Source organism: Gordonia sp. Swx-4, assembly GCF_030316175.1.
GTDB classification, from domain to species: domain Bacteria; phylum Actinomycetota; class Actinomycetes; order Mycobacteriales; family Mycobacteriaceae; genus Gordonia; species Gordonia alkanivorans.
In genome coordinates, this window is the sequence record NZ_CP128197.1 from 4,483,510 (window position 1) to 4,495,872 (window position 12,363).

Annotated in this window: 11 protein-coding genes; 3 read left to right on the plus strand and 8 right to left on the minus strand. The window is 67.7% G+C overall.

Going from position 1 to position 12,363, the window contains the following annotated elements:
- The first annotated feature begins 12 nt into the window (after positions 1-12).
- Positions 13-1,263 carry an aminotransferase-like domain-containing protein gene (locus PWF70_RS20285; RefSeq protein ID WP_035754541.1) on the plus strand — a complete coding sequence of 417 codons (1,251 nt, stop codon included), beginning with the start codon at positions 13-15 and terminating at the stop codon, positions 1,261-1,263.
- A complete protein-coding gene (locus PWF70_RS20290; RefSeq protein ID WP_035754539.1) occupies positions 1,260-2,471 on the plus strand; it encodes a M20 family metallopeptidase in 1,212 nt (403 codons plus the stop codon). The genes PWF70_RS20285 and PWF70_RS20290 overlap by 4 nt, the downstream gene beginning before the upstream one ends.
- Here the strand turns inward: PWF70_RS20290 and PWF70_RS20295 are convergent.
- The 4 genes from PWF70_RS20295 to PWF70_RS20310 all read right to left on the minus strand — a co-directional run bounded on the left by PWF70_RS20295 (position 2,468) and on the right by PWF70_RS20310 (position 6,702).
- A complete protein-coding gene (locus PWF70_RS20295) occupies positions 2,468-3,862 on the minus strand; it encodes an MFS transporter (RefSeq protein ID WP_035754538.1) in 1,395 nt (464 codons plus the stop codon). The two genes, PWF70_RS20290 and PWF70_RS20295, sit on opposite strands and share 4 nt — an antisense overlap.
- A gap of 125 nt (positions 3,863-3,987) precedes the next feature.
- Positions 3,988-4,776 carry a GntR family transcriptional regulator gene (locus tag PWF70_RS20300; RefSeq protein ID WP_081724860.1) on the minus strand — a complete coding sequence of 263 codons (789 nt, stop codon included), beginning with the start codon at positions 4,774-4,776 and terminating at the stop codon, positions 3,988-3,990.
- A 10-nt stretch (positions 4,777-4,786) separates the two neighbouring features.
- Positions 4,787-5,299, minus strand: a complete 513-nt coding sequence (locus PWF70_RS20305; RefSeq protein WP_035754533.1) for a DUF3830 family protein — start codon at positions 5,297-5,299, stop codon at positions 4,787-4,789.
- Positions 5,296-6,702, minus strand: coding sequence for an amidase (locus PWF70_RS20310; RefSeq protein WP_035754531.1), 1,407 nt, complete (start codon positions 6,700-6,702; stop codon positions 5,296-5,298). Before PWF70_RS20310 ends, PWF70_RS20305 begins: the two co-directional genes overlap by 4 nt.
- A 59-nt stretch (positions 6,703-6,761) precedes the next feature.
- On the opposite strand from PWF70_RS20310, the gene PWF70_RS20315 reads away from it, so the two are divergent.
- Positions 6,762-7,487 (plus strand): maleate cis-trans isomerase family protein, encoded by a 726-nt coding sequence (locus tag PWF70_RS20315; RefSeq protein WP_035754657.1) that lies wholly within the window; start codon positions 6,762-6,764, stop codon positions 7,485-7,487.
- A gap of 3 nt (positions 7,488-7,490) precedes the next feature.
- Here the strand turns inward: PWF70_RS20315 and PWF70_RS20320 are convergent, their stop codons facing one another.
- From PWF70_RS20320 to PWF70_RS20335, 4 genes are read right to left on the minus strand one after another with little or no spacing between them, the layout of a single operon-like run.
- A complete protein-coding gene (locus PWF70_RS20320) occupies positions 7,491-8,426 on the minus strand; it encodes an aminoglycoside phosphotransferase family protein (RefSeq protein ID WP_035754529.1) in 936 nt (311 codons plus the stop codon).
- The gene (locus tag PWF70_RS20325) at positions 8,423-9,121 is read right to left on the minus strand and encodes a response regulator (protein ID WP_035754527.1); all 699 of its coding nucleotides are present in this window, start codon (positions 9,119-9,121) and stop codon (positions 8,423-8,425) included. Before PWF70_RS20325 ends, PWF70_RS20320 begins: the two co-directional genes overlap by 4 nt.
- The gene (locus tag PWF70_RS20330) at positions 9,118-11,703 is read right to left on the minus strand and encodes a DUF4118 domain-containing protein (RefSeq protein WP_081474356.1); all 2,586 of its coding nucleotides are present in this window, start codon (positions 11,701-11,703) and stop codon (positions 9,118-9,120) included. Before PWF70_RS20330 ends, PWF70_RS20325 begins: the two co-directional genes overlap by 4 nt.
- Positions 11,704-11,722: 19 nt before the next feature.
- A complete protein-coding gene (locus tag PWF70_RS20335; protein WP_006359813.1) occupies positions 11,723-12,358 on the minus strand; it encodes a potassium-transporting ATPase subunit C in 636 nt (211 codons plus the stop codon).
- Positions 12,359-12,363 lie beyond the last annotated feature (5 nt).

Sequence of the window (12,363 nt, forward strand, 5' to 3'; positions counted from 1 at the left end):
GAGGTGACCAGAATGACCACCACCCACACCGCCACCGAACCCGTGAACGACCTACGGCATTCCGGCCCCACGCTGCCTCTGGCCGGGCGGACGAAGGACCTGGTCGGGTCGATGATCGACTCGTCGACCTCCCTGCTGGCCGCTCAGTCCCACGACATCGTGCGCTTCGCGATGGGTTCACCTGCCGACGAGGCCGTCCCGGCCGACGAGTTCCGTCAGATCGCCGGCGAGATCCTCGACCACACGTCGTTCACCTACGGTGCCACCGAAGGGGAACCGCGGCTGCTACAGCTGCTCGTCGACTATCTCGCCACCACGCCCGACCCGTCGACCCACGACCGCCTGGTGATCACCACCGGCGGCATGCAGGGCCTCGACCTCGCCTGCAAACTGTTCGTCGATCCCGGCGACCTGGTCATCGTCGAGTCCCCGACCTACACCAACGGCAGCGCGACCGCGCTGTCCTACGGCGCACAGCTGCTCGAGGTACCGGTCGATGACGACGGCATGCAGGTCGATCTGCTCGCCGATCTGGTGGCGCGCACCCACAAGACCCCCAAGGCGATCTACACGATCCCCACGTTCCAGAACCCGTCCGGCGTCACGATGTCGGAGGAACGACGCCGCGAGCTGTTGCGCCTGGCCCACACGTGGGGTTCGGTCGTCATCGACGACGATCCGTACGGTCTGCTGCGCTTCGCGGGAACCGACATCCCGACCTTCCAGACGATGAGTCCCGGCGATCCGCTGATCTTCTCGGTGCGGACCTTCTCCAAGATCCTGGCTCCCGGCTGGCGCGTCGGCTGGGTCGACGCCGATCCGTCGTTGCGGCAGCTGCTCATCAACGGCAAGCAGGCCATGGACACTTGCACCAACGTGCCCAACCAGCACATCGTGGCCGAGTACATCGCGCGCGGTGGCCTCGAGGACCACCTCGCCGGCATCCGCTCGCTGTACCGCGAGCGCAAGGACGCCATGCTCGACTCCATCGCCCGCCACCTCGGCGACCGCGTGGTCACCACCAACCCGGAGGGCGGCTTCTTCCTGTGGGTCACGCTGCGTGAGGAGTTCGCCGAGATCGACACCCGGGAGCTGTTCGAGATCGCCCTGGCCGACGGCGTCGCCTTCATCCCCGGTCCGGCGCTGTCGCCGGGTGGCCGGTTCCGCAACTCGATGCGCCTGTGCTTCGCGTCGAGCACGCCGGACCGGATCGACGAAGGTATTCGACGCCTCACGTCCAGTCTTGAGAAGATGGCACGGTGAGCGGTGAACACGTACCTGAGCTGAGTCCGGCCGAGCAGTCGCTCGTCGATCTGATCGACGAGGCCGCTGTCACCGCGCTCACGACCGCGCTGGTGGAGGCACCGAGCGAGAACCCGGGTGGCACCGAGGGCGCCGCCGTCGAGATCCTGGAAAAGGCGTGTCGCGCGCTGGGGTTCGCTGTCGACACCTACGAGGTGGCCGCCGAGCGCCCGAACCTGATCGCCACTCTCCCCGGCGGCGACGGCCCGGGACTGATGTTCCTCGGCCATTCCGACGTCGTGCCGGCCGGCCCGAACTGGACCGCCGACCCGTACACCGTGCGGACTCGCGACGGCCGGCTCTACGGACGCGGCACCACCGACATGAAGGGCGGGATCGCGTCCGTCGTGGCAGCCATGAGCGTGCTGTCGCGGGCACGCGACTTCGGCGTCGGACTCTCGGGCCCCGTGCGCCTGGTGTGCACGGTCGACGAGGAGGAGCACGGCATCGGCGTGCGCGACTTCGTCGGCCGTCCCGCCGACTCCGAATTCCTCGGCTGTATCGTCGCCGAACCCACCGACATGCAGATCGTCCGCGGCTGCCGCGGTGCGTCGTACATCGAGATCGAGGTGACCGGCCGCGCCGCGCATTCCGGCCGACCGGCCGACGGGCGCAGTGCCATCAACGCCGCGGCCGCGATCGTCGATTTCATCCGCGCCGACCACGAGCACCTTCACGAGACGCTCGACGACCTGCTCGGCTGCGGCACCTGGAACGTCGGCACCATCCAAGGCGGACAGGGCATCTCGGTCGTCGCACCGACATGCTCGCTCGGTATCGACCGGCGCCTGATGCCCTTCGAGGACCCGCATGCGGTCGCCGGGGACCTCCGAAAAGCTATCCGCGACAGGGCAATCGACACCGACGGCATCACCGTCGATGTCCGCGTCACCATGGAGATGCCGGGTTTCGCGACCGCCGCCGATCACCCGCTCGTCACCGCAGCAGTCGGTGCGGTCACCGACTCCGGCACCGCGACCTCGGTGGGCGGCTGGAGCGCTGCGTGCGACGGCGGTTTCGTCAGCCGCGACCTCGGCATCCCGTCGATCGTGTTGGGCCCCGGCAACATCAACACCGACGCACATCAGCCCGACGAGTCGGTCGCCATCGCAGATCTCGTCACTGCGGCAAAGGCGTACACGCTCGCCGGGCTGAGGTTGCTGGCCTAGACCCTCGACTCCGCCGGCTTCTTCTGCAGCTCGTGGAAGTCGTTCTCCTTGCTGGGGATCTCGGTGCCGCGGAGCGAGCAGCCCGCGGTCTCCTTCAGGAACAGCAGCGCGACCATGCCGATGGCGCAGGCCCCCATCATGTACACCGCCGGGAAGAGGTTCCAGTCGGTGTTCTCGACGACGGCATCGTTGACCAGCGGCGCGGTACCGCCGAACGCAGCGGTCGCGACGTTGTAGGAGATCGCGAAGCCCGCATATCGCACCTGCGTCGGGAACATGGCCGGGAAGGTCGCCGAGATGGTGGCCAGCTGCGGGATGTAGAGCGCTCCGAGGATCACGAATGCCACTATCGCCCAGACGAATCCCTGCCCCATGAGCCAGTACAGCGGGAGCGCGAGGACGAACAGGCCGATCAGCGATCCCCACCACATGGGTTTGCGCCCGGTCGAATCCGACCACCAGCCGAAGAACGGGATGAGCAGCATCATCACGAGCTGCCCGATCAGGTTGACGACGCTCGCCGAGGTCTCGGACAGGTTGATGGTGTTCTGCAGGTAGGTCGGCTGATACGCCAACAGCGTGTAGTTGGCGACGTTGAGTGCGATGACCATGCCGAACATCGTCAGGATCGGTCGCCGGTAGTTGACGAGCAGATCCTTGAACCGGGTCCACGCCGAACCCTTGATCTCGTCCTCCCGCTCCAGCTCCTGGAAGACGGGGGTGTCATCCATCTGCGAGCGCAGGTACAACCCGATCAGACCCATGGGCAGCGCGAGCAGGAACGGGATACGCCAACCCCACTGGTCCATCTGCGAGTCGGTGAGGCCTAGCTGCAGGAGCAGAACGAATGCGGTACCGCCGCAGAAGCCGGCGAGCGTGCCGAACTCGAGGAAGGAGCCGTACTTGCCGCGCTTGTTGTCCGGCGCGTACTCGGCCATGAACGTTGCCGCGCCACCGTATTCACCACCGGTCGAGAAACCCTGGATGACGCGGAGCAGGATCAACAGGATGGGTGCCCATACACCGATCGACGCGTGCGTGGGCAGTAGGCCGATCAGCGCGGTGGCGCCCGAGATCAGCAGGATCGTCATGGCCAGAACAGATTTGCGGCCGATACGGTCGCCGATCGGCCCCCAGATCATGCCACCGAGGGGGCGGAGCACGAAGGAGACCGCGAAACCCAGCATGGTGCCGATGGTTCCGAACTCACCTGGGAAGAAGGCTTGGGTCAGATAGACCGAGGCCGCGGCGTAGACGCCGTAGTCGTACCATTCGGTGGCGTTTCCGATCGCCGAGGCACCGATGGCCTTGCGGAGGAGTTTCCGTCCCTCGGGTGACTCCGGGTCCGGTGCGAGCTGCTCATAAGTATCCGCTGGTGTCGTGTCGCTCATCTGCGCTTCCTGAATGTCATCGAGGCCGTGACTCGCCCCTCGCTAGGTCATCTCCGGCGTTGGTGGGCCTTTGTGCACGGACGGCAGCCTGCTCGACCATCCGTGGACATTCGAACCGCGAGCGATCAGCTCCCGGACCCGGGGACATCACCGGCGTCGTCGCCGTCACCGATCAATCGGCGCAGCCCGTCGGCCATGTGCTCGATCATCAGCGCATCTGCCTTGGCAGAATCCCCCGCAGCTATGGCGTCCACCAACGCCTGGTGTTCGTCGATCCGTTCCTTTCCCGATGAATATGTTCCTCGCATGGCTCGCAAGCACATTCGTGTTTCCACGAGAATCGTCTCGTGGAGACGCGAAAGGCGCCGGCTTTCCGCGAGTTCCACCAGCGTCTGGTGAAATCCCATGTCCGCCTCGGCCATCCCGGCACCGTTCGGCTCGTCGCCGAACACGCGCATGGCCTCCACCGCCTCGTCCAGCGCGGCCACCGCCTCCGATTCGCTGTGCGCGATGACCTGTTGCACGGCAGCACGTTCCACCGCCGTGCGCGCGACGTACATGTCGCGGATGTCGTCTCTCTCCATCGAGACGACGAACAGGCCCCGGTTGCGATGGCTGACCAGCAGACCCTCCGCGGTGAGACGTTGCATCGCCTCACGCAGCGGGCCGCGGCTGACGCCCAGGTCTGCGGCGAGACCGGACTCCGTCAACTGCGACCCGGGTGGGAAGTCGCCGTTCGCAATGGCATTGTGCAACTTACGCGCGATGATCGCCGGTGTCGACTCCTGCACCAGTGGCGTGAGCACTCGACGGCGCGTCGAGCCGCCTCGTTTTCCCTGGTGAGAAGCGGCGCGCCGACCCCCCGGGCCGTCCACGCCCGGGCCGTCCCCATCCACTGTGATCGCCACCGTCATTCCTTCTTTCTTACCGCTCGAAGCTCGCATAGGTGAGCGTTTCCCCCCGCGCGCCGCCCATCCAGATGTCGTTGCAAGCCGCCGCAAAGTCTTCCAGGCCCTCCGTGATGGTGGCGAACACGTTCCCCGGTACCCAGCCGACATCGCCGTTGACCAGCAGGTTGTTTCTTCCGTAGAAGACTGCGAGGTCGATGAGCAGCCGGTGTTCGGCCGGTGCGGATGTGGGATCGTACCCATATGCGGGGTTGTCCAAAACACCGTCGAAGGTGAAGTAGCACAGGTCGCCGGGAATCGGCGTGATGGTAGTGTTCTCGGGACCCGGCTCCACCGGCGCGAATGCCGGTAGCAGCGTGTAGATCTCGTTGCGCGCGAACTTGCCGTGGAACACCTGGCCACCCAGCGGCAGCGCATCCCAGACCGCTGCCGCCGTCCGCGGCGCCTCGGCGTCGAGCATCCGCGCCACCGCCGTCACCCCCCGCTTCTCGAGTGTCACGGTGATGAATCGTTCGGCACGGCCGGTCACGGACGGTCTCCCAACATCGTGAAGCCGGCGGCCGCCTCGTACGCCGCCGCGACCCGCAGCACGGTCGTATCCCGGTGTCGCGCAGCGACGAACTGAGCGCCGGTCGGCAGACCGTCGACGAATCCGCTGGGTACCGTGATCGCGGGCTGCCCGGTGAGATTGAACGGATAGCTGTACGGCGTCCAGGACGTCCAGTCCGGCGATGCCGATCCTTCGGGAACGGTGCGTCCCGCCTCGAAGGCCACGGTGGGCATCGAGGGGGTGACGAGCAGGTCGAACTCCTCGTGGAAGAGACCCATCGTGGTTCCCATCTCCATGCGCAGCGCGTTCGCGCTGACGACGTCGTCCGCGGTGAAGTCTCGGTGTCGTTCGAGCGCCTCGAGGAGCAGCGGGTCGACCTTCTCCTGCGCGCCCGGGCCGAGCCCTCGCACCACCACGTCGGCTCCGGCGAACCAGATGATGTGATACGCCCACGCCGGGTCTTCCCAGCCGAGGTCCACCTTCTCCACCGTCGCCCCGAGCTGTTCGAGCACCGATACCACGCGGTCCGTATTGGACTGTATCCCAGGATCATTCGAGCCGAAGCCGAGGTCGGAACTGTACCCGATACGCAGATCGGAGAGGTCCCGGACGTCGGCGATGGCGGCGGCGGCGCTCTCGGTGGGCGTCGCCAGCGCCGACCAGTCCCGCGGATCGTGCCCACTGAGGACGTCGAGGAGCAGCGCGCAGTCGCCGACCGTCCTGGTCATCGGCCCGACGTGCGCGACCGGCGCGAACGGACTCGGCGGATACATCGGGACCCGGCCGAGAGTGGCCTTGAATCCGACCACCCCGCAGTAGGCGGCCGGTATCCGGATCGATCCCCCGCCGTCGGTTCCCACCGACAGCGGACCGAGTCCGGCCGCCAGGGCCGCGGCAGAACCACCACTCGATCCTCCGGACGTCCGCAGTGCGTTCCACGGGTTGCGGGTGATGCCGGTACGCGGGCTGTCGGTGACGCCCTTCCACCCGAATTCCGGTGTGGTGACCTTGCCCAGCATCACCGCGCCGGCCTCGCGGAGTCGCGCGACCGCGGGGGCGTCGGTGTCCCACGCCATCTGATCCGACTCGATCATCAGCGACCCGCGCAGGGTGGGCCAGCCGCCGGTGAGCAGCAGGTCCTTGATGCTGACCGGCACCCCGTCGAGCGGCCCCAGCGGAGTGCCCGCCCTGAAACGTTCGCCGGCCTCCCGGGCGGCGGCGAGGGTCGCGTCCCGATCCACGAGGCAGAATGCGTTGACGGAAGGGTCGACCTGGTCGACGGCGTCGAGCAGTTCGACGGCCACCGCCTCCGGCGTCAGCTCACCGGTCCGGTAGGCGTCGGCCAGTTCGATGGCGCTGAGCCACCGTGCTGTTTCCGACATGCGCCCTCTAGTCTGTCGCAGTTGGTAGATTGTTGACAATCTACCTTGGAGGTGTGCGGGTGACAACCACCGTCGCGATGCTCTATCCCGGTCACGCTGCCGAAGACGACTACGAGCTCATCGCGTCCGTGCTCGTGGCCGCAGGCACCGACGTCCGCCTGCCGGTGACCATCACCGAGATCGAGTCCGATGACCACACCGTCGACGCCATGGCCGCGGTCGGCGAACAGCACCGCCTCGCCGAGGGGCTGCGACGAGCCCAGGCCGATCAACCGGCGTCGGTGATGTGGGCCTGCACCTCCGGGAGTTTCGTCTACGGCCTCGACGGCGCCCGACGTCAGGTGGCCGACGTCGCGGCCCTCGCCGGCCTTCCCGCGTCGTCGACCTCGCTGGCCTTCGTCGAGGCGTGTCACCACCTCGGACTGTCCCGGGTCGCGATCGCCGCAACCTACCCCGATCCCCTGGCCTCACGGTTCATCGGTTTCCTCGGCGACGGCGGCATCGAGGTGGTCTCGCTGCGCGCCAACGACATCGGGACCGCCTCCGAAGCCGGAATCCTGGACGGAGACGGCCTTTTCGACATGATCGCGGCCGCGGACCACCCCGACGCAGAGGCGCTCCTCATCCCCGACACCGCCCTGCACACCGCGATGTGGATCACCGGACTCGAGGAGAAGTTCGCGAAGCCGGTCCTGACCGCCAATCAGGTCACCGCGTGGCAGGGGTTGCGTCTCGCCGGGATCAACTCGTTCATACCGGAATTGGGAACCCTCTTCACTCGCTGACGGTCAGTCGATGACCGCCTTGGCCACCGTGATACAGGTGGTGATCCACTCGCGATCACTTACGGTAAGGGCACGCGAGGCGTTCTCCGCATCCTCGGTCGCCCAGTGCGCGTTGAGGATCATCCGCACGATCACCCAGTCGCGCGCCCGGTCCGGGTCGAGTCCGGCGGCGTCGACGATGCTGTGGAAACGGGAGCGGATCACGTACCGCGGGTCACCCCTTCGGCGGTCGAGGAGATTCCACAGCATCGGCGCGGGCTCGTAGTGCGGGTCGCCCGACATCGGGCTCGGGTCGATCGCGAGCCAACGTCGGCCGGCGGACGGCGCCAACAGTACGTTCTCGTGGTGCAGGTCGCCGTGAACGACGACACCCACCGTCGACTCATCGGAGAGAAAGTTCCGGCCGAGTGAAAGTGCCTGTTCGACAAACCGTCTCGGCACCGGAGCGTCGCGGGACATACGGGCCAGCCCCGCCAGCCAGTGCTCCAGATGCGTGGTCAGAGGCGTCATCCGTCCGGGCGCCGGTATGTGCAGGACGCCATACAGTTCCGCGACCACGCGGCAGGCCTCGTCGTCCTCGACCGTCGTGAGGTCCGTCCGCCCCAGTCGTTCGAGGAGCAGCGCGCGCAGCCGCGGGTCGGCACGCAGCATCCGCACCGCACCGCGTCCGGCCCAGTGCTGCAGTCCGAGTGCTTCCTGGGCGCCCTCGTCGTCGCCGTCGAAGGCGACCTTCAAGACCGCACGCTGTCCGTTCCGGTCGATCACCGGGATCACCAGCGACTCGAAGCCGTGCCACAGTTCCTCCCCGTCGCGGCGGAGCTCCCAGGCGTCGAGAAGCCCCGACGCGGTTGCGGGCAGCCGGCGAAGCCAGTCCTGCCAGGCGGGCCCCAGCGTGGACTGCTCCGCCAGACCCGCAGGGATGTCGGCTGGGCCGATCATGCACGCACGAATCGGTAGCCCATCCCCGCCTCCGTGATCAGGTGGCGCGGGTGTGCCGGATCTTCCTCGAGTTTCCGTCGGAGACTCGCGAGGTAGACGCGAAGATAGTTGCTCTGCCCGAGATAGCCGGGACCCCAGACCGAGTTCAGGATGTCGCTCTGGGACACCAGCTTCCCTTCGTGGCGGACCAGCATCTCCAGGATTCCCCACTCCGTCGGAGTGAGATGGACCGGCTCCTGCTCGCGGGTCACCTGTTTCGCCGCGAGGTCGACGACGAACGCGCCGGCGTCCACCACCGGCGACTCCGCAGTCACCCCCGACGCGGCGCCCCGCCGCAGGGCTGCCCGCAACCGGGCCAGGAACTCCTCCATCCCAAAGGGTTTGGTGACGTAGTCGTCGGCACCGGAGTCCAGCGCCACCACCTTGTCCGCCGCGTCGGTCCGCGCCGAGAGCACGATGACCGGGACGGACGTCCATCCGCGCAGACCCTCGAGGACCGTCAACCCGTCGATGTCGGGAAGTCCGAGGTCCAGGACGACGACGTGCGGGTTGAACCGCGCAACAGCCGACAGGGCTGCCGCGCCGGTTGCCGCCGTGGACACCGCGAAACCGCGCGCGTTCAGATTGATCCGCAGCGCGCGCAGCAACTGGGGCTCGTCGTCGACCACGAGGACGCGACTCTTGTCGGCGTTCATCGGCTCCCCTCCTCCGATCGCGGAAGGTCAGCCACTGTGGGCAGGTCCACGACCAGGGTGGCTCCGCCACCGGGAGTGTCCCCGGCGGACAGTTCTCCTCCCATCGCCGAGATGAACCCGTGGGCCACGGACAAGCCGAGCCCCACCCCGGACGACGCCCCCGCAGTGTCGCCGCCCTGATGGAAGGCCGCGAACACCTGTTCACGGTCGGTCGTGGGCAATCCGGGCCCGTGGTCGACGACGCGAATCACGCAGCGCGGCGGGTCATCACCGGTTCCGCTGACGGTGATCTCGACCTCGGATCCGCCGTGCCGGTGGGCGTTGTCGACGAGATTCGCGAGCGCGCGTTCCAGTAGACCGGGGTCGGTGTACGCCCACGCCTGGCCGAGCTCGATGGTCAGAACGAGGTCCGGGTTGAGCCGTTGCACCTCGGCGGCGGCGCGGTGCACGACCTCGGGCAGGAACGTGTGCTGCATCTGGGGTCGCACCGCCCCTGCGGCGAGCCGAGAGGAGTCGAGCAGGTTGCCGACGAGACCCGCCAGATGGTCGACCGACTCGTCGACCGTTGCCAGCAGTTCCGCGGTGTCGTCGGGGCTGAAGGTGACGTCGTCGCTACGAAGACTGGACACCGCGGCCTTCGCCGCCGCGAGCGGTGTGCGGAGATCGTGGCCGACCGCGGACAGCAACGCGCGCCGGAGTTCATCGGTTCGGGCCAGCGCCTCGGCAGAGGCCGCCTCGACCTCCAGGGCGTGCCGCTCGACGGCACCTGCTGCCTGCCCGGCCACGGCGGCCAGCACCCGCCGGTCCCGCGCGCCGAGTCTCGGCCCGCGGAGCAGCAACTCGAACTGCCCACCCGGTACCGAACACGTCGTGTCCGCGTCATCCGGACCGTTCAGCGGGCAGTCGCCGACCCAGGCCTCCACCGTCCGAGTGGTCTTCGACGTGCGTCGGACCAGTGCGACGGCCGTCTGGTCGTAGGTCTCACGTAACCGTTCGAGCAGGCCCGGGACATCGGCGCCGCCGAGCACGACGCTGGAGAACATCGCCAGCAGTTCCGCCTCGCGGGTGGCCTCCTGCGCCTGAGCACGCCGTACCGTCGCCGAATCGACCAGGGCGGCCACGGCGATCGCGATGAGCAGCATCACCAGGATGGTGATCAGGTTGTCCGGTTGATCGATGGTGAAGGTGAACCGGGGATCGGTGAAGAAGTAGTTCAGCAGAAGGCCGGAGACCACCGCCGACAACGCCGCGGGCGCGATGCCTCCGAGCATCGACACCGCGAGCACCGACACGAAGAACAGCGCCGACTGACTGGTGAACCCGAGCCAGGGATCGAGCAACCGCAGCACACCGGTCGCCACCAGCGGTACGACCACCGCGAGGACCCAGCTCAGCGGTCGATGGAACCTGGTGTCACGGATGTCGAGCCGGTGTCGGCGGGGCGTCTCCTCGTGCGTGACCATGTGCACGTCGATGCGCCCGCTACCGCTCACGACCGTCGCCCCGACACCTTCGTCGAAGATCCGTTGCCAACGCGGTCGACGGGACGTACCCAGAACCAATTGGGTGGCATTGACCCCGCGCGCGAACACGAGCAGCGTGGCCGGGATGTCGTCACCGACCACCGTGTGGATCCGTGCGCCGAAACCGGCGGCGAGCTCTCGGAGTGCGGTGAGATCGACGCCGCGATCACTGAGCCCGTCCCCGCGGACCACGTGTACGGCCAGCAGTTCCGCGCTCGATCGCGACGCGATACGACTGGCCCGACGCAACAGGGTGGGCGACTCCGGCCCGCCGGTGATCGCCACCACGACTCGTTCGCGTGCTTCCCAGGTGTCGGTGATCGAGTGTGCCGCACGATAATCGGCGAGTTTGTCGTCGACCTGGTCGGCCAGCCACAACAGGGCCAACTCGCGCAGCGCGGTGAGGTTGCCCTGCCGGAAGTAGTTGCCCAGAGCCCCGTCGACCCGACTGTACGGGTAGACCTTGCCCGCGGACAGTCGCTGCCGTAGCGCCTGTGGGTCGATGTCGACGAGTTCGATCTGATCGGCGCCGCGAACGACGTCGTCGGGCACCGTCTCCCTCTGCACGACACCGGTGATCTGGGCGACGACGTCGTTCAGGCTGGCGAGGTGCTGGATGTTCACGGTCGAGCAGACGTCGATACCGGCGTCACGGAGTTCCTCGATATCCTGCCACCGCTTGGCATTTCGCGATCCCGGAGTGTTGGTGTGGGCGAGTTCGTCGACCAGCACCACCTGAGGATGGCGCGCCAGGACGGCGTCGAGGTCCATCTCGTCGAATGTCGCCCCCCGATACGGGAGGGCGATCCTGGGGATCACCTCCAGACCCTCGACGAGGGCCGCGGTCGCGGGCCGCCCATGCGATTCGACGACCGCGACCACCACGTCTGCACCCTCGTCCCTGAGGTTCCGGGCCTGCGCCAGCATCTCGTAGGTCTTCCCGACGCCGGGTGCGCATCCGAGGAACACCTGCAACGTGCCGCGACCTTCCGAGCGTCGGCGCGACGCCGCCTGAGGCCTCGTGACCCGCGTCGTCGCCGGTCCCGCCGCTGAGGTCATCCGCCGATTCTATCGCCGGTCAACGGGTGTGACACGTGGCCGGCCCGTGACCGAGCGCCAGGTTCACCTCGAGGACGTCGACCCGCGGCTCACCGAGGAACCCCCACTGTCTGCCCTGGGTGTGGGCGGCGATCAGCGACCGTATCTCCTCCGGCGGGCGACGGTTCTCGCGTGCCAGTCGCGGCACCTGAAGTGCGGCATATGCCGGACTGATGTGGGGGTCGAGTCCCGACCCCGATCCGGTGACGGCATCGGCCGGAACCGCCTGCGGTGACACTCCTTCCCGCTCGGCGATCAGCGCACGCCGGGCCTCGACGTTGTCGAGGAGGATGACGCTGTTCGGCCCCTGATTGCTCGCCGACGATGCGGACGGATCGCCGGTGGCCATCGGCGCGCCCTCGGCACCGAGGACACGCGCGTGGAGGTACGGGTCCGGTCCGCCGGCCTCGACCTGCGGATCGACTCCGATGAGCGAGGAGCCCACCGCACACCCGGAGGCGTCGACCAGACGTGAGCCCTCCGCACTCGACGAGTCCACCCGCGAGATCGCCCACACCGCGGCGGGATAGGCGAACCCGAGGATGAGTGTCAGTCCGAGGAGCATCCCCAGTGCGGCGCCGCACTGCCGGAGGAGACCGGTCGCGATCGTGGTCATCGTGC